This window comes from Enterobacter sp. 50588862 (assembly GCF_001462935.1).
Taxonomy (GTDB): Bacteria; Pseudomonadota; Gammaproteobacteria; order Enterobacterales; family Enterobacteriaceae; genus Enterobacter; species Enterobacter bugandensis.
The window spans coordinates 15747-35033 of record NZ_LNHM01000049.1; the positions used below are offsets into that span (position 1 = coordinate 15747).

Annotated in this window: 20 protein-coding genes; 11 read left to right on the plus strand and 9 right to left on the minus strand. The window is 56.1% G+C overall.

Features of this window, described 5'->3' with window-relative positions:
- Positions 1 to 16: 16 nt before the first annotated feature.
- Complete coding sequence (locus tag APT89_RS21845) at positions 17 to 1300, plus strand: putative acyl-CoA thioester hydrolase (RefSeq protein WP_060573566.1); 1284 nt, start codon at positions 17 to 19, stop codon at positions 1298 to 1300.
- Between the two features lie 55 nt (positions 1301 to 1355).
- Here APT89_RS21845 and tisB read toward each other — a convergent pair whose 3' ends face one another.
- Together tisB and pgl are read right to left on the minus strand one after the other, a co-directional pair.
- On the minus strand, positions 1356 to 1445 hold the full coding sequence (gene tisB / locus APT89_RS24730) for a type I toxin-antitoxin system toxin TisB (protein WP_023332440.1): 90 nt from the start codon (positions 1443 to 1445) through the stop codon (positions 1356 to 1358).
- A 443-nt stretch (positions 1446 to 1888) separates the two neighbouring features.
- Positions 1889 to 2884 (minus strand): 6-phosphogluconolactonase, encoded by a 996-nt coding sequence (gene pgl / locus APT89_RS21850; protein WP_041910746.1) that lies wholly within the window; start codon positions 2882 to 2884, stop codon positions 1889 to 1891.
- A gap of 140 nt (positions 2885 to 3024) precedes the next feature.
- On the opposite strand from pgl, the gene APT89_RS21855 reads away from it, so the two are divergent.
- Positions 3025 to 3843: a pyridoxal phosphatase gene (locus APT89_RS21855; protein WP_045259940.1), complete on the plus strand. Its 819-nt coding sequence runs from the start codon at positions 3025 to 3027 to the stop codon at positions 3841 to 3843.
- Here the strand turns inward: APT89_RS21855 and modC are convergent, their stop codons facing one another.
- The 4 genes from modC to APT89_RS21875 all read right to left on the minus strand — a co-directional run bounded on the left by modC (position 3844) and on the right by APT89_RS21875 (position 6695).
- Complete coding sequence (modC, locus tag APT89_RS21860) at positions 3844 to 4902, minus strand: molybdenum ABC transporter ATP-binding protein ModC (protein WP_060573568.1); 1059 nt, start codon at positions 4900 to 4902, stop codon at positions 3844 to 3846.
- 2 nt (positions 4903 to 4904) lie between these two features.
- Positions 4905 to 5594 (minus strand): molybdate ABC transporter permease subunit, encoded by a 690-nt coding sequence (gene modB / locus APT89_RS21865; RefSeq protein ID WP_041910749.1) that lies wholly within the window; start codon positions 5592 to 5594, stop codon positions 4905 to 4907.
- Positions 5594 to 6367 (minus strand): molybdate ABC transporter substrate-binding protein, encoded by a 774-nt coding sequence (gene modA, locus APT89_RS21870; RefSeq protein WP_060573570.1) that lies wholly within the window; start codon positions 6365 to 6367, stop codon positions 5594 to 5596. Before modA ends, modB begins: the two co-directional genes overlap by 1 nt.
- Before the next feature lie 178 nt (positions 6368 to 6545).
- A complete protein-coding gene (locus APT89_RS21875; protein ID WP_060573571.1) occupies positions 6546 to 6695 on the minus strand; it encodes an AcrZ family multidrug efflux pump-associated protein in 150 nt (49 codons plus the stop codon).
- Between the two features lie 127 nt (positions 6696 to 6822).
- On the opposite strand from APT89_RS21875, the gene modE reads away from it, so the two are divergent.
- From modE to gpmA, 7 genes are all read left to right on the plus strand, one after another.
- Positions 6823 to 7611: a molybdenum-dependent transcriptional regulator gene (modE, locus tag APT89_RS21880; RefSeq protein WP_060573573.1), complete on the plus strand. Its 789-nt coding sequence runs from the start codon at positions 6823 to 6825 to the stop codon at positions 7609 to 7611.
- 67 nt (positions 7612 to 7678) lie between these two features.
- The gene (gene modF / locus APT89_RS21885; RefSeq protein WP_060573575.1) at positions 7679 to 9151 is read left to right on the plus strand and encodes a molybdate ABC transporter ATP-binding protein ModF; all 1473 of its coding nucleotides are present in this window, start codon (positions 7679 to 7681) and stop codon (positions 9149 to 9151) included.
- Positions 9152 to 9351: 200 nt separating this feature from the next.
- The gene (galE, locus tag APT89_RS21890; RefSeq protein WP_041910754.1) at positions 9352 to 10368 is read left to right on the plus strand and encodes a UDP-glucose 4-epimerase GalE; all 1017 of its coding nucleotides are present in this window, start codon (positions 9352 to 9354) and stop codon (positions 10366 to 10368) included.
- A gap of 9 nt (positions 10369 to 10377) precedes the next feature.
- Positions 10378 to 11424: a galactose-1-phosphate uridylyltransferase gene (gene galT, locus APT89_RS21895; protein WP_060573576.1), complete on the plus strand. Its 1047-nt coding sequence runs from the start codon at positions 10378 to 10380 to the stop codon at positions 11422 to 11424.
- A 2-nt stretch (positions 11425 to 11426) separates the two neighbouring features.
- Positions 11427 to 12575: a galactokinase gene (gene galK, locus APT89_RS21900; protein ID WP_060573578.1), complete on the plus strand. Its 1149-nt coding sequence runs from the start codon at positions 11427 to 11429 to the stop codon at positions 12573 to 12575.
- The gene (gene galM, locus APT89_RS21905) at positions 12569 to 13609 is read left to right on the plus strand and encodes a galactose-1-epimerase (RefSeq protein ID WP_041910757.1); all 1041 of its coding nucleotides are present in this window, start codon (positions 12569 to 12571) and stop codon (positions 13607 to 13609) included. Before galK ends, galM begins: the two co-directional genes overlap by 7 nt.
- Positions 13610 to 13815: 206 nt before the next feature.
- Positions 13816 to 14568, plus strand: coding sequence for a 2,3-diphosphoglycerate-dependent phosphoglycerate mutase (gene gpmA / locus APT89_RS21910; RefSeq protein WP_008501111.1), 753 nt, complete (start codon positions 13816 to 13818; stop codon positions 14566 to 14568).
- A 61-nt stretch (positions 14569 to 14629) separates the two neighbouring features.
- Here gpmA and aroG read toward each other — a convergent pair whose 3' ends face one another.
- Complete coding sequence (gene aroG, locus APT89_RS21915; RefSeq protein ID WP_028012394.1) at positions 14630 to 15682, minus strand: 3-deoxy-7-phosphoheptulonate synthase AroG; 1053 nt, start codon at positions 15680 to 15682, stop codon at positions 14630 to 14632.
- 303 nt (positions 15683 to 15985) lie between these two features.
- Here aroG and APT89_RS21920 point away from each other — a divergent pair, with 303 nt between their 5' ends.
- Together APT89_RS21920 and zitB are read left to right on the plus strand one after the other, a co-directional pair.
- Positions 15986 to 16366 (plus strand): protein YbgS, encoded by a 381-nt coding sequence (locus APT89_RS21920; RefSeq protein WP_045259933.1) that lies wholly within the window; start codon positions 15986 to 15988, stop codon positions 16364 to 16366.
- A 105-nt stretch (positions 16367 to 16471) separates the two neighbouring features.
- Complete coding sequence (zitB, locus tag APT89_RS21925) at positions 16472 to 17407, plus strand: CDF family zinc transporter ZitB (protein WP_028012392.1); 936 nt, start codon at positions 16472 to 16474, stop codon at positions 17405 to 17407.
- Here zitB and pnuC read toward each other — a convergent pair.
- Positions 17404 to 18123: a nicotinamide riboside transporter PnuC gene (gene pnuC, locus APT89_RS21930; protein ID WP_028012391.1), complete on the minus strand. Its 720-nt coding sequence runs from the start codon at positions 18121 to 18123 to the stop codon at positions 17404 to 17406. The genes zitB and pnuC overlap by 4 nt on opposite strands.
- Before the next feature lie 23 nt (positions 18124 to 18146).
- Entirely contained in the window at positions 18147 to 19190 is a 1044-nt protein-coding gene (gene nadA, locus APT89_RS21935; protein ID WP_060573580.1) for a quinolinate synthase NadA, read from the minus strand.
- Between the last annotated feature and the right edge of the window lie 97 nt (positions 19191 to 19287).

The window sequence follows — 19287 nt, forward strand, 5'->3', positions numbered from 1 at the left end:
ACCCAGGAGCTTCACCTTGAACATTTCCAGGATTTCCCGTCTGGCGTTAGCGCTCGCCTTTGGCGTGACATTATCCGCATGCAGTTCTACACCACCGGATCAGCGTCCTTCTGAGCAGGTAGCGCCCGGTACCGCCTCCCGCCCGATTTTGTCCGCGGATGAAGCGAAGAATTTCGACCGCGCCCATTACTTCTCGGCGATGGATCCTAACGCCGCGCCGTGGACACCGTCTTCTATTAACCTGCCTAAACAGCCTGACTTCGTTGTTGGCCCGGCTGGCGCGCAGGGCGTAACGCATACCTCTATCCAGGCAGCGGTTGACGCGGCAATCACTAAACACAGCGCGTCTCGCCAGTACATCGCGATCCTGCCGGGTGAATACGAAGGCACCGTGTATGTTCCGGCGGCTCCTGGCAGCATTACGATTTACGGTCTGGGTGAAAAAGCCATCGACGTAAAAATTGGCCTGGCGATTGATTCCGAAATCGACAGCACCGCCTGGCGTCACCTGGTGAACCCGGCAGGCAAATATATGCCGGGCAAACCGGCGTGGTATATGTTTGATAACTGCCAGAGCAAGCGTTCCGCCACCATTGGCGTGATGTGCTCGGCGGTGTTCTGGTCGCAGAATAATGGCCTGCAACTGCAGAACCTGACCATTCAGAATACCCTGGGTGACAGCGTGGATGCCGGTAACCACCAGGCCGTTGCGCTGCGTAGCGACGGCGATAAGGTGCAGATTAACAACGTCAATATTCTGGGCCGTCAGAACACCTTCTTCGTGACCAACAGCGGCGTACAGAACACGCTGCAGAACAACCGTCTGACCCGTACGCTGGTGACCAACAGCTACGTTGAAGGTGACGTTGATCTGGTGTCCGGTCGCGGCGCGGTAGTGTTTGATAACACCGATTTCCGCGTGGTGAATTCCCGTACCCAGCAGGAAGGCTATGTGTTTGCTCCGGCAACCCAGTCTAACCTGTTTTACGGCTTCCTGGCCGTGAACAGCCGCTTTAACGCGGCCGGTGACGGCGTGGCGCAGCTGGGACGCTCCCTGGACGTGGACTCTGCGACCAACGGCCAGGTCGTTATCCGCGACAGCGTGATCAACGAAGGCTTTAACGTGGCGAAGCCGTGGGCTGATGCGGCTGTCTCCAAACGTCCGTTCTCCGGCAACACCGGTGCGGTGGACGATAAAGGAAACGTGCAGCGCAACCTGAACGACGCGAACTTCAACCGCATGTGGGAATACAACAACCGCGGTCTGGGCAGCAACGTGGTTGCTGAGCCGAAGCAGTAACGAGATGAGAGTAAAAGGGGGAGTTTAATCCCCCTTTTTACTGCGACTGAATGCGTCAGGCTCCAAACTTAAGATACGCATCCAATAGTTGCATAATCGCAACCATGAGTTGCAGGAACAGAATTGCCCATTCCACACCGCTCATACGCCACTCCTTTGGTATAGAGCACTTCTCCTCTGGTTTACCTTTCCGCTGCCTGTCACCAGAGGTGTGTTGGTTATGTTTTGATGTGCTCCGCAGTTTAGGCACCGTCGGCACCACCCGACAGCCAGGACTTAAAAAGGATCCTGAATTGCGGAACTGCAACACATCGAACCAACGCACAGAATGATATCAAATCACCACTGTACATAAAAACAGTTAAAACCAATTTAGGAATTTATAAAGCAAAAGCACTTAAGTGACTGATTATTATTTATATACTATTCACTGATCATTCCGTGTTCTCCTTTGTTCGTTGACGATGAATTTACATCGCCTTGAGTCGACATTATGATGACCCTGTTGGTTACGTTTTGATGTGCTCACCCGGCTACCACCGGGCATAAAAAAACCTCGCATTCGCGAGGTTTTTTGTTTTAAGCCGCTTAGTGCGCGTTAACCACCACCCACATTGGCCCCTGGCCTACCGCATAGCGTCCTTTCTCTTCCAGCAGCCCCTGCTCGCCTTTGATTTCATACAGCGCGATGTGGTGGGATTTCTGCCCCGCCGCAATCAGGTATTTACCGCTGTGATCGATATTAAAGCCGCGCGGCTGGGTTTCCGTTGGCTGGAAGCCCTCAATAGCCAGCACGCTGCCATCTTCGGAGACGCTGAAGACGGTAATCAGGCTGGAGGTGCGGTCGCAGGCGTACAGATGGCGACCATCCGGCGTGATGTGAATATCTGCCGCCCAGCGAGTGTCAGAGAAGTCAGACGGCATCATGTCCAGCGTCTGTACGCACTCAATCTGACCGTTTGGATCTTTCAGCTCCCATACGTCCACCGAGCTGTTCAGTTCGTTAACGACGTAAGCATATTGCTGGTTCGGGTGGAAGACCATATGACGCGGACCCGCGCCCTCAACGGTGGTGACTTCAGCCGGATTCTGCGCCACCAGGTGACCATCGTCGCTCAGGGTGAACAGGCAGATTCGATCCTGCTTCAGCGCAGGCACCCACAGCGTGCGGTTGTCCGGGGAGATATTCGCCGAATGGCAGCCTTCCAGCCCTTCCACCACGTCGACAGTTTCTACCGGAATACCATCGTCAAGACGGGTCACGCTGACGCAACCGGCATTGTAAGAACCGCTAAAAATGAAGCGGCCTTTACGATCGGTCGAGATGTGGGTTGGGCTGCCCGGCAGTGGCGCTTCAGCGGTGTAGGTCAGCGCGCCGTCGTCAGGAGAGATGCGGTAGGCCAGCACGCGAAACTCCGGGCGCACACCCACGTATAAGAAACGTTTATCCGGGCTGACGACCATCGGTTGCACCTGGCCCGGCACATCAACAACCTGAACCAGCGTGAGCGAACCTTCTGCATTCAAGCGCCAGACGTGGATCTGCTGACTTTCAGGACTGGCGGTATAAACGGTTTGTTTCATGAATACTCCTTTCCTCACTGCACGTGAAAGTGATTATTTTTAACGGTGAATGCTGAATTTTAGCCAGGAATTTTGCAGCGATTTACTCTCGGTGTAACATCCCCTGAAACCTAAAATTCAACATTAACCCGGAAGAACAAATGACCTCGCGTGTGATTGCACTGGATTTAGACGGAACATTACTTACCCCTCAGAAAACCCTGCTCCCCTCCTCCCTTGAAGCGCTTAAACGCGCGCAGGAAGTGGGATATCAACTCCTTATCGTAACGGGTCGACATCACGTAGCCATTCACCCTTTTTATCAGGCACTGGCGCTGGATACACCTGCAATTTGTTGTAATGGCACTTATTTGTATGATTATCAGGCAAAAAAGGTTTTAGCCTCCGACCCGCTGCCGGTTCCCCAGGCGCTGCAGCTGATCGATCTGCTGGATGAGCATAATGTTCACGGCCTGATGTATGTGGATAACGCGATGGTGTACGAGCGCCCAACCGGCCATGTGGTACGCACCAGCAACTGGGCGTTGTCCCTGCCAGAAGCGCAGCGTCCGGTCTTTACCCAGGTTTCCTCTCTGCGTCAGGCGGCCCAGGACGTTGAGGCTATCTGGAAGTTTGCCCTGACGGATGAAGACACCACCAAACTGAATACCTTCGCGAAACACGTCGAGGACACGCTGGGGCTGGAGTGCGAATGGTCCTGGCACGATCAGGTGGATATTGCCCGCAAAGGCAACAGCAAAGGCAAGCGTCTGACGCAGTACGTGGAGTCGCAGGGCTGGTCAATGCAGGACGCGATCGCCTTCGGCGACAACTACAACGACATCAGCATGCTGGAAGCCGTCGGTACGGGCGTGGCGATGGGCAATGCCGACGACGCGGTAAAAGCGCGCGCTAACGTGGTGATTGGCGACAACACCACCGACAGCATCGCGCAGTACATCTATACCCACCTGCTGTAATCAGGCGGTGATCGAAACGCTCTTGATTTGCGCGTAAAGCCACAGGCCGGGCTTGATTGCTAACTCATCCCTGGCCCACGGGCTGATGCGCGCCCAGAGCGTCCTGCTGCCCACGTCGAGCTTCACCTCTACCTGCCCGTTATCATCAAAACACTCCGCCACTTTGGCGCGCAGAATATTTCGAATACTGGTTTGCAGCGGCGGCTGCAGCACCAGCGAGACGTCCGACGCCTGGATGCGGATCCGCAGCGCGGACTGCAATGGTTTGTCGATCTTATTGACCCAAAGATGCTGGTCGCCCAGCGCCAGGGCGGTCATCGCGTAGTGCGGATGATGCTCCAGAACGCTCACCTTCAGGATGCTGCTCTGCTGCTCCCTGGGTAACCAGGGGTGCATCACGCTACTGCCCCACACCTCTTCCAGGTTGCCGAAGGCCTTCACGCTGCCCTCTTCCAGCACCAGCACTTTGTCGGCCAGATGCAGGATCTCATCCAGCGAATGGCTGACGTAGAGCATCGGAATATTAATTTCGCGGGTCAGACGCTGCAGGTAAGGCAAAAGCTCGCGCTTGCGAGGTATATCCAGCGAGGCCAGCGGCTCGTCGAGCAGCAGCAGTTCGGGGGCGGTCAGCAACGCGCGGCCTATAGCCACACGCTGTTTCTCCCCGCCGGAGAGCGAGGACGGCAGCCTGTCGAGCAGGGGTTCAATGCCTAAAAGCGTCACCAGCTTATCAAACTGCCCGGCCATGCTTTTCGCCATGCCGTAGCGCAGGTTGCCGCGCACGCTGTAGTGCGGGAATAAGCGCGCGTCCTGAAAAACATAGCCGATGCGGCGTTTATCCGGCGAAAGGTAAATCTTGTTCTCCACGTCATTCAGGACGCGGTTGTTCAGGACAATGCGCCCTGAATGCGGGCGCGTCAGGCCGCTGATGGCGTTAATCAGAGACGTTTTACCCGCGCCCGACACGCCGAAGATGGCGGTGATGCCGCTTGCAGGCAGCGTCTCGTTAAGCGTCAGAGTATGGTTTCCCAGCGTCTGGGTGAAATTCAGTTCCAGCATCGTTATTTCCCCATCCGTTCGCGGCTTAGCCGTGCCAGCCATTCAGAAACCAGCAGCGAAACCAGGGCTAATACGATAGAGATGATGCACAGCCGCGCTGCGGCACTCTCTCCCCCTGGCGTCTGAATCAGGGTATACATGGCCGATGGGATGGTCCGCGTCTCGCCGGGAATGTTCGACACAAAGGTGATGGTCGCACCAAACTCGCCCAGCGAGCGGGCGAACGCCAGCACCGTCCCGACAATGATGCCCGGCAGCGTAAGCGGAAGCGTGATGGTAAAAAAGACGCGCCAGCGCCCGGCACCGAGCGTGCGGGCTGCCTGTTCGAGCTTCATATCCACGCCTTCCAGCGCGAGGCGGATCGCTCTGACCATCAGCGGGAATGACATCACCGCCGCCGCCAGTACCGCACCGCGCCAGCTAAAGGCAAAGGTGATTCCGAACCAGTCGTAGAGCTTTTCGCCGATAAAACCGCGTCGCCCCATCGAAATCAGCAGCAGATAACCGACCACCACGGGCGGTAAAACCAGGGGAAGATGAAGGACGCTGTCGAGCAGCGCTTTGCCGGGGAACCGACAGCGAACCAGTAGCCAGGCAAAAAAGATCCCAAAGGGCAAACTCAGCGCAACCGCCAGGGAAGAGACTTTAAGGCTCAGCAGAACAGCCTGCCATTCAGGATCGGTCAGTATCATCAGTGAGTCGTAAATCCATAACGTTTAAAGATTGCGGACGCCTCCGGCCCCTTCAGATAATCGCGGAAGGCCGTTACGGTCGCATTTTTATGTCCATCAACAATCGCCACAGGATATTCCACTTTCTTGTGGGAGTCTTCCGGGAAGGTGCCAACCACTTTTACGCCCTTGCTGGCAACGGCATCGGAACCATACACAATGCCCAGCGGAGCTTCGTTACGCTCCACCAGCGCCAGCGCGCCGCGCACATCTTCCGCCGGGGCCAGTTTTGGTGACAGGGTCTCCCACGCGCCCAGCTTTTGCAGCGCTTCTTTGGCGTAAATCCCGGCCGGAACGTGTTCCGGGTCACCCACCGCCAGACGGCCACCGTTCAGCAGGCGGGTCCAGTTTGTCTCATTGTTGATGGTGATTTCACCCTGCGTGCTGGCCTTCGGTGCAACCACAACCAGGCTATTGCCCAGCAGCGTTTCGCGGGTCGCCGCATCAATCGATTTCTTCTCCACCGCGTAGTCCATCCACTTCTGGTCAGCAGAGATAAACAGATCTGCCGGAGCGCCCGCTTCTATCTGCCGTGCCAGCGTAGAGGAAGAGGCAAAAGAGGAGACTACCTCGACGTTTTTCTCTTTTTTATACGCCGCCGCAATATCCTGCAGCGCGTTGGTCAACGACGCCGCTGCAAAGACCGTGATTTTACCTTCGTTCGCCAGCGCGTGTCCGGTAAGTGAAAGCGTCAGCGTTGCCCCTGCTAAAAGGCGTACCCATGAACGTGCCATCTGTAACTCCTGTGAGTAGCGTTATATACATATTAATATAACGGTATCGTCAGGGAGATCCCAGCGGTAATTCGTACCGCTCAAGGGGTAACACGGTGTGTTACGTTAAATAATATCGGCGAAAGTAAGAAAAGCTTGAGAGCAAAACGCCCGGGCAAGCCGGGCGTTTTGTGGGAAATTAATGCTGCTTTTTCGCACGGTCACTGTGACCGATATTCGAAAAGATGTTGAACACTTCACCCAGGCCGTAGATGGCACCGAGGATGATGGCCATCACTACTGGTACCATGATCACGGCGAATACCAGACTTTTCAACAACTCTAACATGGTTTTCTCCAGATTTTGTGAATGGGCTATTCTACCCTGAAAAGTAAGAAAAACATCCCCTTTTGTGCGGTGCCCTTTGCGCCCTGCACCATTTGGGTCACAATATTCTTTTTGCCAGGACACTGTTATGCAGGCCGAAATTCTTCTTACTCTCCGACTTCAGCAAAAGCTTTTCGCCGATCCCCGACGTATTGCCCTACTTAAACAGATAGAACAAACCGGCTCAATTAGCCAGGGCGCTAAGAACGCCGGGATTAGCTATAAAAGCGCCTGGGATGCCATCAATGACATGAACACCCTGAGCGAGCATCCGCTGGTGGACAGAGCCACAGGGGGCAAAGGGGGTGGAGGTGCTGTTGTCACACGCTACGGCCTGCGCCTGATTCAGCTCTACGATCTCCTGGGCCAGATTCAGCAAAAAGCATTCGATGTATTGAGTGACGACGACAACGTTCCGCTGGACAGCTTGCTGGCCGCCATTTCCCGCTTCTCGTTGCAGACCAGCGCCCGCAACCAGTGGTTTGGTACGGTGACGGCGCGCGATAATCTCCAGGTACAGCAGCATGTTGAGATCCTGCTTGCCGATGGTGTCACCCGTCTGAAAGCGGCGATAACGGCCCAGAGCGCAGAGCGCCTTGACCTGGATGAAGGTAAAGAGGTGCTGGTGTTGCTGAAAGCACCCTGGGTCAATATCACACGCGATCCGGACAAGGCAAAGGCGGCTGATAACCAGCTGCGGGGTACCATCAGCCATATCGAACGCGGCAAGGAGCAGTGCGAAGTGCTGATGCCCCTGGCAGACGGACAGGCGCTTTGCGCCACGGTCCCGCACAGCGAGGCGAACGATTTAGAAGAAGGTGCTGTCGTCACCGCATATTTCAACGCGGACCGTGTGATTATCGCCACATTGTGCTGAGCGCATTGACAATCGTGACGACAGTGCGTATCCCTGATATCTATTGCTGCAAAAAATGGGATATATCATGTCATCATTGCATATTTCGCAAGGTACGTTTCGTCTTAGCGATACCCGAACGCTGACGATTGCCGATCTGACAATACGCGCGGGTGAAAGCTGGGCGTTTGTCGGCACTAACGGCAGCGGTAAATCCGCGCTGGCCCGCGCGCTGGCCGGAGAGCTTACCCTTCTCAGAGGCGAATGCCGGAGCGATTTCACGCGCCTGACGCGCCTGTCCTTTGAACAGCTGCAGAAGCTGGTCAGCGACGAGTGGCAGCGCAACAATACCGATTTACTCAGTCCTGGCGAAGAAGATACCGGCCGCACGGCGGCGGAAATTATTCAGGATGAGGTGAAAGATCCCGCCCGCTGTCAGCATCTGGCGGAACAGTTTGGCATTTCCGCGCTGCTGAACCGGCGCTTTAAGTACCTCTCTACCGGCGAGACGCGGAAAACGCTGCTGTGCCAGGCGTTAATGAGCCAGCCGGAATTGCTGATTCTGGATGAGCCCTTTGACGGGCTGGATGTCCACTCCCGCGCCCAGCTGGCTGCCATGCTGGACTCTCTGAATCAGGAAGGCTATACGATCGTACTGGTGCTGTACCGCTTCGATGAAATTCCTGACTTCGTGCAAAACGCGGGCGTGCTGGCAGACTGTAGCCTGATCGAAACCGGAGAAAAATCCGCGCTGCTCCGACAGGCGCTGATTGCCCAGCTTGCGCACAGCGAAAAGCTGGCGGGCATTGCGCTGCCGGACCCCGACGCGCCGGCAGCACGCCACGGTCTCGACCCCAGGCAGCCGCTTATCGTCCTGCGCGATGGCGTAGTCTCCTATGACGAACGACCGATCCTGAATCACCTCAGCTGGACGGTCAATCCTGGCGAACACTGGCAGATTGTCGGTCCCAACGGCGCGGGGAAATCCACGCTGCTGAGCCTGATAACCGGCGATCACCCGCAGGGCTACAGTAACGATCTGACGCTGTTTGGCCGCCGTCGCGGCAGCGGCGAAACCATCTGGGATATCAAAAAGCACATTGGCTACGTTAGCAGCAGCCTGCATCTGGATTACCGGGTCAGTACCACGGTACGCAACGTGATCCTTTCCGGCTATTTTGATTCCATCGGCATTTATCAGGCGGTGTCAGATAAACAGCACAAGCTGGCCCAGCAGTGGCTGGATATTCTGGGGATGGATAACCGGGTGGCTGACGCGCCGTTTCATAGCCTGTCGTGGGGGCAGCAGCGCCTGGCACTGATCGTTCGCGCGCTGGTAAAACACCCTACACTCCTGATCCTCGACGAGCCGCTGCAGGGGCTGGATCCGCTTAACCGACAGCTGGTCCGCCGCTTTGTGGACGTGCTGATTAGCGAAGGTGAAACGCAGCTGCTGTTCGTTTCACACCATGCCGAAGATGCCCCCTCCTGCATCACCCACCGCCTCGAGTTTGTCGCGGACGGTGAGGGTTATCGCTATCTTCTCAGCAACGTAAATTAACCGCGGAGGGCACCGCCCTCCTCTTTTCAGATAACTTGCATCAATACATCGCTATCTCTTTGATCTAGAATGCTCTACGTCATCGAAAAAGCGAGTGCGAAAACGAGTGTAAACGATTCCACTATTTTATCCCATGTCACACTTTTTGCGTCTCTGTTATGCTATGGTTATTACATACCATAGGCCCAATGGAGCGAATTATGCGAGTTCTGGTAACAGGTGGTAGCGGTTACATCGGAAGTCATACCTGTGTGCAGCTGCTGCAAAATGGTCACGATGTGATCATCCTCGACAACCTGTGCAATAGTAAGCGCAGCGTGCTGCCGGTGATTGAACGTCTTGGCGGTAAACAGCCGACTTTCGTAGAAGGCGACATCCGCAACGAAGCGCTGATGACCGAGATCCTTCACGACCACGCCATCGAAGCGGTGATCCACTTCGCGGGGCTGAAAGCGGTCGGTGAATCCGTTGCGAAACCGCTTGAGTATTACGACAACAACGTCAACGGTACCCTGCGTCTGATCTCCGCCATGCGCGCGGCAAACGTCAAAAACTTTATCTTTAGCTCCTCCGCCACCGTCTATGGCGATCAGCCAAAAATTCCTTACGTTGAAAGCTTCCCGACCGGTACGCCGCAAAGCCCATACGGCAAAAGCAAGCTGATGGTAGAGCAGATCCTGACCGACCTGCAAAAAGCCCAGCCGGAGTGGAGCATCGCATTGCTGCGCTACTTCAACCCGGTCGGCGCCCATCCGTCTGGCGATATGGGTGAAGATCCGCAGGGTATCCCGAACAACCTGATGCCGTACATCGCCCAGGTGGCGGTAGGCCGTCGCGAGTCGCTGGCCATTTTTGGCAATGACTACCCTACCGAAGACGGCACCGGCGTGCGTGACTATATCCACGTGATGGATTTAGCAGACGGCCACGTTGCAGCCATGCAGCAGCTGGCTGACAAACCGGGCGTGCATATTTATAACCTCGGCGCCGGGGTCGGCAGCAGCGTGCTGGACGTGGTTAACGCCTTCAGCAAAGCCTGCGGTAAGCCGGTGAACTACCACTTCGCTCCGCGTCGTGATGGCGACCTGCCTGCTTACTGGGCCGATGCAACCAAAGCCGATAAAGAACTTAACTGGCGTGTCACCCGCACGCTTGATGAAATGGCACAGGATACCTGGCACTGGCAGTCACGCCACCCGCAGGGTTATCCGGACTAAGGATCCGTCATGACTTCGTTTAATCCCGTCGATCATCCGCATCGTCGTTTTAACCCGCTAAGCGGGCAATGGATTTTGGTCTCTCCGCATCGCGCCAAGCGTCCCTGGCAGGGGGCGCAGGAGACGCCTGCAAAACAGACCCTGCCGCAGCACGACCCGGATTGCTTCCTCTGTCCGGGCAACACGCGCGTGACCGGGGATAAAAACCCGGACTACAAAGGCACCTTCGTGTTTACCAACGATTTTGCCGCCCTGATGACCGACACCCCGGATGCCCCCGCGAGCCACGACCCGCTGATGCGCTGCGAAAGCGCGCGCGGTACCAGCCGCGTGATCTGCTTCTCGCCCGATCACAGCAAAACGCTGCCGGAGCTGAGCATGGACGCGCTGAAAGAGGTGGTCAGCACCTGGCAGGCGCAAACCGCTGAGCTGGGGCAGAGCTATCCGTGGGTGCAGGTGTTCGAAAACAAAGGCGCGGCGATGGGCTGCTCTAACCCGCATCCGCACGGCCAGATCTGGGCGAACAGCTTCCTGCCCAACGAAGCCGAGCGTGAAGACCGTCTGCAGAAGGACTATTTCGCAGAAAACGGCTCACCCATGCTGGTGGACTACACCCAGCGCGAGCTGGCCGACGGCAGCCGTACCGTAGTGGAAACCGAACACTGGCTGGCGGTCGTGCCTTACTGGGCCGCCTGGCCGTTTGAGACGCTGCTGCTGCCGAAAGCGCACGTTCAGCGCATTACCGATCTCAGCGACGCGCAGCGCGACGACCTGGCGCTGGCGCTGAAAAAGCTGACCAGCCGTTACGACAACCTGTTCCAGTGCTCCTTCCCGTACTCCATGGGCTGGCACGGCGCGCCGTTTAACGGCGAAGAGAATCAGCACTGGCAGCTGCACGCCCATTTCTATCCGCCGCTGCTGCGCTCTGCAACGGTGCGTAAATTTATGGTGGGCTATGAAATGCTGGCGGAAACCCAGCGTGACCTGACGGCGGAACAGGCGGCAGAGCGTCTGCGTGCCGTCAGCGACGTCCACTATCGCGAATCAGGAGTCTAAAAATGAGTCTGAAAGATAAAACACAATCCCTGTTTGCTGAGAAATTTGGCTACCCTGCCACCCACGTAATTCAGGCGCCTGGTCGCGTCAACCTGATCGGTGAACACACCGACTACAACGACGGCTTCGTGCTGCCGTGCGCCATCGATTACCAGACGGTTATCAGCTGTGCGAAGCGCGATGACCGCCAGGTTCGCGTGATTGCGGCGGATTACGGTAATGAGACGGACGAGTTTTCCCTTGATGCCCCGATTGTGACGCACGACAGCCAGCAGTGGTCTAACTACGTGCGCGGCGTGGTGAAGCATCTGCAGAAGCGCAACAAGAACTTCGGCGGCGCCGATTTAGTCATCAGCGGCAACGTGCCGCAGGGTGCGGGCTTAAGCTCGTCGGCCTCGCTCGAAGTGGCCGTGGGAACCGTCTTCCAGCAGCTGTATCATCTGCCGCTGGACGGGGCGCAAATTGCCCTGAACGGTCAGGAAGCGGAAAACCAGTTCGTGGGCTGCAACTGCGGCATCATGGACCAGCTGATCTCCGCGCTAGGCAAAAAAGAGCATGCTTTACTGATCGACTGCCGCTCGCTTGGCACCAAAGCCGTTCCCCTGCCAAAAAGCGCGGCCGTCGTGATTATCAACAGTAACTTTAAACGCACGCTGGTGGGCAGCGAGTACAACACCCGCCGCGAACAGTGCGAAACCGGCGCGCGCTTCTTCCAACAGCCTGCCCTGCGCGACGTGACGCTCGATGAATTTAACAAAGTGGCGCACGAGCTGGATCCTGTCGTCGCCAGACGCGTTCGCCACGTGCTGACCGAAAACGCCCGTACCGTTGAAGCCGCCTCCGCGCTGGCGAAAGGCGACCTAAAGCGCATGGGTGAGCTGATGGCGGAATCTCACGCCTCCATGCGCGATGATTTTGAAATCACCGTGCCGCAGATCGACACCCTGGTGGACATCGTCAAAGCGGTTATTGGCGATAAAGGCGGCGTGCGCATGACGGGCGGCGGCTTTGGCGGCTGCATCGTCGCGCTGGTGCCGGAAGAGCTGGTCCCTGCCGTCCAGGACGCCGTGGCGAAGCAGTACGAAGCGCAAACGGGCATCAAAGAAACGTTCTATGTATGTAAAGCATCACAAGGAGCCGGACAGTGCTAAACGAAACACCTACCCTCGCACCGGATGGTCTGCCGTATCGCCTGTTAACCCTGCGCAACAGCGCGGGGATGGTGGTTACGCTGATGGACTGGGGTGCGACCCTGCTTTCTGCCCGCGTACCGATGCCGGACGGCAGCGTGCGCGAAACCCTGCTGGGCTGCGCCTCACCCGAGCAGTACGTTAATCAGTCTGCCTATCTGGGCGCGTCCGTCGGGCGCTATGCCAACCGCATCGCGAAGAGCCGTTTTGAGCTCGACGGCGTGCAGTACCCGCTGCTGCCAAGCCAGGGCGAGAACCAGCTTCACGGCGGTCCGGACGGGTTTGATAAACGCCGCTGGAAAATAGTTCGTCAAAACGACGGCGAAGTGCTGTTCTCGCTGGATTCGCTTGATGGCGATCAGGGCTTCCCGGGGAACCTTACCGCGTCCGCGCGCTTTACACTGACGGACGACAACCGTATCGCCATTGAATACCGTGCGACGGTCGACAAGCCGTGTCCGGTTAACCTGACTAACCATGCCTACTTCAATCTCGACGGCAACCAGTGCGACGTGCGTAACCACAAGCTGCAGATCCTGGCGGACGCGTATCTGCCGGTTGACGAGATGGGCATTCCGTATCAGGGCCTGAAAGACGTGAGCGGGACCAGCTTTGATTTCCGCAGCGCGAAAGTTATCGCCCAGGATTTCCTGAGCGATGACGATCAGCGCAAGGTGAAAGGCTACGATCACGCGTTCCTGCTGCACGCCAAAGGTGATGTGAAGCAGCCTGCCGCACAGGTCTGGTCCAGCGATGAGAAACTGCAGATGACGGTGTATACCACCGCCCCTGCCCTGCAATTCTACTCGGGCAACTACCTCGGCGGCACGACGGCGCGCGAACACAATGAGTACAGCGACTGGCAAGGACTTGCGCTTGAGAGCGAGTTCCTGCCGGACAGCCCCAATCATCAGGAATGGCCGCAGCCGGACTGCGTGCTGCGCCCCGGTGAAGAGTACATTAGCGTGACGGAATACCATTTTATTCCGAAATGATTTCCAGCCCTCCCATCGGAGGGCTTTTTTCTGCGCGTCTTGCTGAAAATAGCGCCGATCGCTGACAAAATCCTAACCCTGGATTCACAAGCATCTTACACTCAGAGACTATTTTCGCTATGGTTAGGGTTAAGCGTTGCTGCTGGCACGGCCACAGCAATATAATGAGAATTGTTATCATTCTAAAAATGCTTGAGGAGTAAGAGATGGCTATTACTAAGCTGGTCCTGGTGCGTCACGGCGAAAGCCAGTGGAACAACGAAAACCGCTTTACCGGTTGGTACGACGTTGATCTGTCCGAGAAAGGCGTAAGCGAAGCAAAAGCAGCAGGTAAACTGCTGAAGGAAGAAGGCTTCAGCTTTGATTTTGCTTACACCTCTGTGCTGAAACGTGCCATCCACACCCTGTGGAACGTGCTGGACGAACTGGATCAGGCCTGGCTGCCGGTTGAGAAATCCTGGAAACTGAACGAGCGTCACTACGGTGCGCTGCAGGGTCTGAACAAAGCGGAAACCGCTGAGAAATACGGCGACGAGCAGGTTAAACAGTGGCGTCGCGGCTTCGCGGTCACCCCACCAGAGCTGACCAAAGATGACGAGCGCTATCCGGGCCACGACCCGCGCTACGCGAAACTGACCGATGCTGAGCTGCCAACTACCGAGAGCCTGGCGCTGACCATCGACCGCGTTGTGCCTTACTGGAACGAAACCATTCTGCCACGCCTGAAAAGCGGTGAGCGCGTGATCATCGCTGCTCACGGTAACTCCCTGCGCGCGCTGGTGAAATACCTGGACAACATGGGCGAAGACGAGATCCTCGAACTGAACATCCCAACTGGCGTACCGCTGGTATATGAGTTCGACGAAAACTTCAAGCCAATCAAACATTACTACCTGGGTAACGCGGACGAGATCGCAGCGAAAGCAGCGGCTGTCGCGAACCAGGGTAAAGCGAAGTAATTTTCGCCAGACGTAAAAAAAGCGCGGAGCCTTCCGCGCTTTTTTATTTGTGCATGAGGACTCAGCCGCGGCGCGCTTTTACCGCATTCGCCAGCTGACGCAGGATGGCATCGGTATCGTCCCAGCCAATGCAGGCATCGGTGACGCTTTTGCCATACACCAGCGGCTCGCTGCCTTCCAGGTTCTGGTTACCTTCAACCAGATGGCTTTCGATCATCACCCCAATTACCGCCTTCTCACCGTTGGCGATCTGCTGACAGACGTCTGCCCCCACTTCCATCTGCTTTTTGAACTGCTTGCTGGAGTTGGCGTGGCTGAAGTCGATCATCACCTGCGGTGGCAGCCCGGCTTTTTCCAGCCCGGCCTTCACCTCTGCCACGTGTTTTGCACTGTAGTTTGGCTCTTTACCGCCGCGCAGAATGATATGGCAATCACCGTTACCGCTGGTGTTGACGATGGCGGAGTGACCCCATTTGGTCACGGACAGGAAGCAGTGCGGCGCACCCGCGGCGTTGATGGCATCGATAGCCACTTTGATGGTGCCATCAGTACCGTTTTTGAAGCCCACCGGACATGAGAGACCGGAAGCCAGCTCGCGGTGAACCTGAGATTCAGTGGTACGGGCACCAATGGCACCCCAGCTCATCAGGTCTGCCAGGTATTGTGGCGTAATCATATCCAGGAACTCGCCGGCAGCAGGCAGGCCGCTGTCGTTGATCTCCAGCAGCAGCTTGCGCGCAATGCGCAGGCCGTCGTTGATCTGGAAGCTGTTATCCATGTGCGGATCGTTAATCAGCCCTTTCCAGCCCACGGTCGTGCGCGGTTTTTCAAAATAGACGCGCATGACGATTTCCAGCTCATCCTTTAACTCTTCACGCAGGGTGAGCAGACGCGCCGCATACTCTTTCGCAGCGGCAGGATCGTGAATGGAGCACGGGCCAATCACCACCAGAAGACGATCGTCATTACCTTTCAGGATCTTGTGGATCGCTTTACGAGCATGAGAAACCGTATTTGCGGCATTTTCAGTGGCGGGGAATTTCTCAAGGAGTGCTACAGGAGGTAATAACTCATTGATCTCTTTGATGCGTAAATCGTCGTTCTGATAATTCATCTTCTTTCCAGCTCTGCCATATCTTTAGTAATGAAAGCAATCCTTTCAATCTATCTTGTCGACCAGGAAGTGTAAACACGGTTTTACACTTCACGCAGATAATTCCTGGAATTCGCCTAAAAATCGCCACAAAATAGCGAAAAATGAGATCTAACCTAAGCTTTTTAACTGTAACAACCATTTTTAAACGCTTAAACGCGATTCCCTACTGACGTAAGTCCGTAAGGCGGAATCTTTCGCCTCTAAAAAGATGCACTGTTGGAGAATGTTATCCAGCGTAACGACAAGAACAGGAGCACCATCATGAAAATGACAAAACTGACCACCCTCTTCCTGACTGCCACACTCACCCTTGCCAGCGGCAGCGTCCTGGCCGCAGAAACGGGTGCTTCAGACAGCAACGGTGATGCCAATGCGGCAGCAGCGGCAGGCCAGGTTGCGCCTGATGCGAAACAGAATATCGCCCCGAATAATGTCGATAACAGCCAGATCAATACCGGCAATACCAACACCGGCGGTACTATGCTGCATCCGAACGGTAGTGCTTCCGATACCATGAATCATGACAACATGAGCTCGGATGAGGTTCATAAGAACTCGATGTGCAAGGACGGCAAATGTCCCGATCCGAACGACAAAGTGGGTAACGACGCCAATACCAAAACTGATGGCACAACCCAGTAATTCTTGATGCTTCAAATGTGAAAGGAGAGCCCAGGCTCTCCTTTCTTTTTGGAGTAACCTGTTAAAAACGCTACACTAAAATAATAACGAATCAGGAAAGCAGACATGGCGCACACCCACTCACACCCATCTTCTCCCGGCAACGACAATGCAAAACGACTTATGCTGGCCTTTGGCGTTACGGCCACGTTTATGGTTATCGAGGTCATTGGCGGCCTGGTTTCCGGCTCGCTGGCGCTGCTGGCTGATGCCGGACATATGCTGACCGATGCCGCAGCGCTGCTTTTCGCCCTGCTGGCGGTGCAGTTTGCTCGCCGCCCACCCAATGCGCGTCATACCTTCGGCTGGCTGAGGCTGACCACCCTTGCCGCGTTTGTTAACGCCATCGCGCTGGTGGTTATTACTGTTCTTATCGTCTGGGAGGCCGTACAGCGTTTCAGGCACCCGCAGCCCATCGCCGGGACGACAATGATGGTGATTGCCGTGGCGGGGTTGCTGGCAAATATTCTGGCGTTCTGGATTTTGCATCGCGGCAGCGGGGAAAAGAACCTCAACGTTCGCGCTGCGGCTCTGCATGTGCTGGGGGATTTGCTCGGCTCAGTCGGGGCGATTGTCGCCGCGCTGGTGATCCTCTATACCGGCTGGACGCCTGTCGACCCCATTCTCTCCGTGCTGGTATCGTGTCTGGTCTTGCGCAGCGCCTGGCGGCTACTGAAGGAGAGCGTCAATGAACTGCTGGAAGGGGCGCCGGCATCAATGGACATTGACGAGCTGAAACGAAACCTGCGCCGTACTGTCCCGGAAGTGCGTAACGTTCATCACGTGCACGTCTGGCTGGTAGGCGAGAAGCCGGTCATGACGCTGCACGTCCAGGTCATCCCGCCCCATGACCACGACGCGCTGCTTGAACGCATCCAGCACTTTCTTGAACATCACTATGAGATAGGTCACGCCACCATCCAGATGGAGTATCAGCCCTGTAGCGGGCCGGACTGCCACCTTAACGAGGCGCAGCCCGACCATTCACATCATCACCACTAGCTTGAAAGCGCGTGTGAGCCACGCTCACGCGCGCTCTTGATCCACATCCGGCTGCCGTTCAGGGCAATGAAGGTCAGCAGCAGATACTCCAGCGACATGGCATAGACGCCCTGAAGGGCAAAAATCACCACGCTGATGACGTTGATGATGACCCACAGCAGCCAGTTCTCAACGTATTTACGGGTCATCAGCACCATCGCCGCGATCGACAGCACCATCATGCAGGAATCCCAGAACGGGAAGGCATCCGGCTGAAGCTCCGGCATCGTCACGTTGAGGCCAATCGCGGACATGACCGAAACGGCAACGCGGGTCAGGAACGCAAACACCGGGTTGATGTAGACGGTCATCAAACCAATGGCGACGACGCAGGCGACAAACCAGGCGATGGCTTTCGGTAAGGGCAGCCAGCGGATCTGCAGCTCCGCCTCCTGCTGGCTGTTCTGCCGGGACCAGGCGTACCAGCCGTAAATATTGGCGGCGAAGAAAAACAGCTGTAAAAGCAGGCTGGCGTACAGCTGGATCTGGAAGAAGATAATCGCAAACAGCGTGACGTTAATCAGCCCGAACGCGTAGTTGCTGATCTTCTCCAGGCTTGCCAGCCAGATACACAGCAACCCCGCCAGCGTGCCTACGGCTTCAATCCATGACAGGTCATAGCCACCTGCACCAATCGGTATATGAACCAGAATGTTTTGCGTGCTAAAAAAATCCATCTTTTCCCCAGTGCGTTTTTGAATTAAGTACGTAGTGTAGCCGCAAAATCCAGCATGCGGTTAAGCGGAATTAACGCACCGTCACGCAGAGCGGCGTCCACATGAATTTCATGCGCTGCACCGCCTGTCTCGAGCCCTTCGGCAATGGCCTTCAGGCCGTTCATCGCCATCCACGGGCAATGCGCGCAGCTGCGGCACGTCGCACCCTCACCTGCCGTTGGTGCTTCCAGCAGCTCTTTCTCCGGTACGGCCTGCTGCATCTTATAGAAGATACCGCGATCGGTCGCGACGATGAGCTGCTTGTGCGGCAGCGTCCTGGCCGCGTTGATAAGCTGGCTGGTTGAGCCAACCGCATCGGCCATATCAACAATCGACTGCGGTGATTCAGGATGAACAAGAATGGCCGCGTCAGGATAAAGCGCCTTCATACGAGACAGCGCCTGGGTCTTGAATTCGTCGTGCACAATGCAGGCGCCCTGCCAGCAGAGAACGTTAGCGCCGGTCTGCTTCTGAACGTAATTGCCAAGATGGCGGTCAGGGGCCCAGATAATTTTCTCACCCAGGCTGTCCAGATGCTCAATCAGCTCAACGGCGATGCTCGACGTGACCACCCAGTCTGCGCGCGCTTTTACCGCCGCAGAGGTGTTGGCGTAAACAACCACGGTCCGGTCAGGATGGGCGTCGCAGAAGGCGTTGAATTCCTCAATCGGGCAGCCGAGATCGAGCGAACACTCCGCATTGAGCGTCGGCATCAGAATGGTTTTTTCCGGGCTGAGGATCTTTGCCGTTTCGCCCATAAAACGCACTCCTGCAACCAGCAGCGTGGAAGCGGGATGTTTTGCACCGAAGCGGGCCATCTCCAGTGAATCAGAAATACAGCCCCCGGTCTCTTCCGCCAGCTGCTGGATTTCCGGATCGGTGTAGTAATGGGCCACCATCACCGCATCGCGCTCTTTGAGAAGCCGTTTGATCTTCTCGCGGTAGAATTGTTTTTCATCCTGGCTTAATGGCACAGGCTTTGGCGGAAACGGATAGATTGCGGCTTCAGGATCGAACATCACGCTCATTATGGCTTCTCGTTTTACTGGCTTAACAATATTGCCTTTCTTTTGCCTGACAAAGCAAAACGCAGGGCAATTGTGTTTTATATACTAAACAAGATAG

Coding starts and splice junctions, on each gene's coding strand:
- tisB (WP_023332440.1), bottom strand. CDS start 1,445: ATGAGCGGTGTGGAATGGGCAATTCTGTTCCTGCAACTCATGGTTGCG.
- pgl (WP_041910746.1), bottom strand. CDS start 2,884: ATGAAACAAACCGTTTATACCGCCAGTCCTGAAAGTCAGCAGATCCAC.
- APT89_RS21855 (WP_045259940.1), top strand. CDS start 3,025: ATGACCTCGCGTGTGATTGCACTGGATTTAGACGGAACATTACTTACC.
- modC (WP_060573568.1), bottom strand. CDS start 4,902: ATGCTGGAACTGAATTTCACCCAGACGCTGGGAAACCATACTCTGACG.
- modB (WP_041910749.1), bottom strand. CDS start 5,594: ATGATACTGACCGATCCTGAATGGCAGGCTGTTCTGCTGAGCCTTAAA.
- modA (WP_060573570.1), bottom strand. CDS start 6,367: ATGGCACGTTCATGGGTACGCCTTTTAGCAGGGGCAACGCTGACGCTT.
- APT89_RS21875 (WP_060573571.1), bottom strand. CDS start 6,695: ATGTTAGAGTTGTTGAAAAGTCTGGTATTCGCCGTGATCATGGTACCA.
- modE (WP_060573573.1), top strand. CDS start 6,823: ATGCAGGCCGAAATTCTTCTTACTCTCCGACTTCAGCAAAAGCTTTTC.
- modF (WP_060573575.1), top strand. CDS start 7,679: ATGTCATCATTGCATATTTCGCAAGGTACGTTTCGTCTTAGCGATACC.
- galE (WP_041910754.1), top strand. CDS start 9,352: ATGCGAGTTCTGGTAACAGGTGGTAGCGGTTACATCGGAAGTCATACC.
- galT (WP_060573576.1), top strand. CDS start 10,378: ATGACTTCGTTTAATCCCGTCGATCATCCGCATCGTCGTTTTAACCCG.
- galK (WP_060573578.1), top strand. CDS start 11,427: ATGAGTCTGAAAGATAAAACACAATCCCTGTTTGCTGAGAAATTTGGC.
- gpmA (WP_008501111.1), top strand. CDS start 13,816: ATGGCTATTACTAAGCTGGTCCTGGTGCGTCACGGCGAAAGCCAGTGG.
- aroG (WP_028012394.1), bottom strand. CDS start 15,682: ATGAATTATCAGAACGACGATTTACGCATCAAAGAGATCAATGAGTTA.
- APT89_RS21920 (WP_045259933.1), top strand. CDS start 15,986: ATGAAAATGACAAAACTGACCACCCTCTTCCTGACTGCCACACTCACC.
- zitB (WP_028012392.1), top strand. CDS start 16,472: ATGGCGCACACCCACTCACACCCATCTTCTCCCGGCAACGACAATGCA.
- pnuC (WP_028012391.1), bottom strand. CDS start 18,123: ATGGATTTTTTTAGCACGCAAAACATTCTGGTTCATATACCGATTGGT.
- nadA (WP_060573580.1), bottom strand. CDS start 19,190: ATGAGCGTGATGTTCGATCCTGAAGCCGCAATCTATCCGTTTCCGCCA.